This window comes from Rhizobacter sp. P2_H2 (assembly GCF_056403375.1).
The window spans coordinates 1-2711 of sequence record NZ_JBFUFP010000752.1; the positions used below are offsets into that span (position 1 = coordinate 1).

1 protein-coding gene is annotated in these 2711 nt (G+C 70.4%); it reads left to right on the forward strand.

What is annotated here, in order from left to right:
- Positions 1–2556 (forward strand): glycoside hydrolase family 9 protein (locus AC1D15_RS25750; RefSeq protein WP_477828228.1); only part of this gene is annotated, 2556 nt, incomplete at its 5' end.
- Between the last annotated feature and the right edge of the window lie 155 nt (positions 2557–2711).

The window sequence follows — 2711 nt, forward strand, 5'->3', positions numbered from 1 at the left end:
GACGCGGCGGCCCAGGACACCTCGCGCGCCCGCGCGATGGCMGCCCCCTTGGCCGCGCCCCGCTTCAACTACGCCGAGGCGCTGCAGAAATCGGTGCTGTTCTACGAAGCGCAGCAGTCCGGCAAGCTGCCGGCCTGGAACCGCGTCACCAGCTGGCGCGGCGATTCGCGCCTGTCCGATGGCAGCGACATCGGCCGCGACCTGACCGGCGGCTGGTACGACGCCGGAGACCATGTGAAGTTCGGCTTCCCGATGGCCTTCAGCGCGACCCAGCTCGCCTGGGGCGGGCTGCGCTTCAAGGCCGGCTACCAGGCCGCCGGGCAGTACGACGCGCTGCTCGCCAACCTGCGCTTCGTCAACGACTACTTCATGCGCGCGCACACCGCACCGAACGAGCTGGTGGTGCAGGTGGGCAACGGCGGCACCGACCACAGCTGGTGGGGCCCGGTCGAGGTCTACCCGCTCGCGGCGCCGAGCTACCGGATCACGGCCAGTTGCGGTGGGTCGGACGTGGCGGCCGAGACCGCGGCGGCGATGGCGGCCGCCTCGATGCTGTTCTCGCCCAGCGATCCCACTTATGCGGCGCAACTGCTGACGCATGCGCGGCAGCTCTACACCTTCGCCGACACGGTGCGCGCGAAGTACTCCGACTGTGTCCCCGACGCGGCCAACTACTACAACTCCTGGTCGGGCTACTACGACGAACTGGCCTGGGGCGCCGCCTGGCTGTACCGCGCCACCGGCGAGGCGGCCTACCTGCAGAAGGCCGAGTCGTTCGTGGGCAACTTCGGCACCGAAGGGCAGACCGCCTACCTGCCGTACAAGTGGACGCTGGGCTGGGACAGCAAGCTCGTCGGCGTCTACCTGATGCTGGCCGAGAGCACCGGCAAGGCGCTCTACAAGGACGCGCTGGAGCGCAACCTCGACTACTGGACCACCGGCACCTCGGACGGCCAGCGCGTGACCTACACGCCGGGCGGCCTGGCCTGGCTGGACCAGTGGGGCTCGCTGCGCTATGCGATGAACGAGGCCTTCATCGCGCTCGCCTATGCCGACGTGGTGGGCGACGCGGCAAAGCAGCAGCGGTATCGGGATTTCGCGACGCGCCAGGTCAACTACGTGCTGGGCGACAACCCGCGCCAGGGCAGCTACCTGATCGGCTTCGGCGTCAACCCGCCGCAGCACCCGCACCACCGCACGGCGCACGGCTCGTGGCTGGACAGCCAGGCGACGCCGGCGGCACATCGCCACCTGCTGTACGGCGCGATGGTGGGCGGGCCGGGCGCGAACGATTCGTACAGCGACGACATCGGCAACTACGTGTCGAACGAGGTCGCGACCGACTACAACGCGGCCTTCACCGGCGTGCTGGCGAAGATGAACGAGCTCGCACCCGGCGGCGCGCCGCTCGCGAACTTCCCGCCGCGCGAGGTGGCCACCGAGGACGAGTTCTTCGTCGAGGCCGGCATCAACAGCTCGGGCGGCACCTACACCGAGATCAAGGCGCTGCTGAACAACCGCTCGGGCTGGCCGGCGCGGCATGGCGACAAGCTCTCGCTGCGCTACTACGTCGACCTGAGCGAGGTGATCGCGGCCGGCGTGCCGGCCTCGGCGATCACGCTGAGCACGAACTACTCGCAGGGCGGGGCGGCGAGCGGGCCGTTCCGCTGCGGCACGAGCAACATCTACTACGCCGTCGCGGATTTCACCGGCACCGACATCTACCCGGGCGGCCAGTCGGCACACCGCAAGGAGATCCAGTTCCGCTTCTCGGCGCCCTCCGGCACGGCGTACTGGAACCCGGCGAACGACCCGTCGTATGCGGGGCTGGCGGCCGGCAGCACGGTCAAGTCGCTGGCGATCCCGGTCTACTCGAACGGTGTGAAGGTGTTCGGCAATGAGCCACCGGCATGCGGCGGCAGCCCGGTGACCCCGCCGGCGGCACCGCAGGGTCTCACGGCCACCGGCGGGGCCGGGTCGGTGACGCTCGCGTGGACGGCGGCGGCGAATGCGACGAGCTACTCGGTGAAGCGCTCGGCCAGCGGGGCGGCAGGCAGCTTCAGTGCGGTCGGATCACCGACGGCGACGAGCTACCTCGACACCGGGCTGGCGGCGAACACCACCTGGTGGTACCAGGTGACGGCCGCGAACGCCGGCGGCGAGGGCGCCGCCAGTGCCACGGTGTCGGCCACCACGCAGCAGGGGACGACGCCACCGCCCGGCGCGTGCGCGGTCACGCTGGACATCAGCAACGACTGGGGCGCGGGCCAGGTGATGGCGATCCGGCTGAGCAACACCGGCACGCAGGCGTTGAGCAACTGGCAGCTGTCGTGGACCGAGTCGAGCGACTTCACGGTGACCAACTACTGGAGCAGTGTGGTGACCTCCAGCGCGCGCACCATCACCGTCCGGCCGGTGGACTGGAACGCGACGGTGGCGGCGGGCAGTGCGGTCGACCTCGGGATGCAGCTCGCGTACAGCGGTGCACGGCCGATTCCATCGAACGTGCAGGTCCAGGGGCGCGACTGCAGCATCGCCGTGGTGACGGCGCACTGAGGCAGGCCGATGGTCACGGACGCGGGCCCGGCCGCAGCCGCCCCATCAGCGGGTCGCTGATGCTGTCGTCGCCGTTCTCGACGTGGCCGGCGAAGCGCGCCGCGAACGCCGCATCGCCGTCGACCGTGATCTCCAGCTCGTACCAGCCGCGGCTG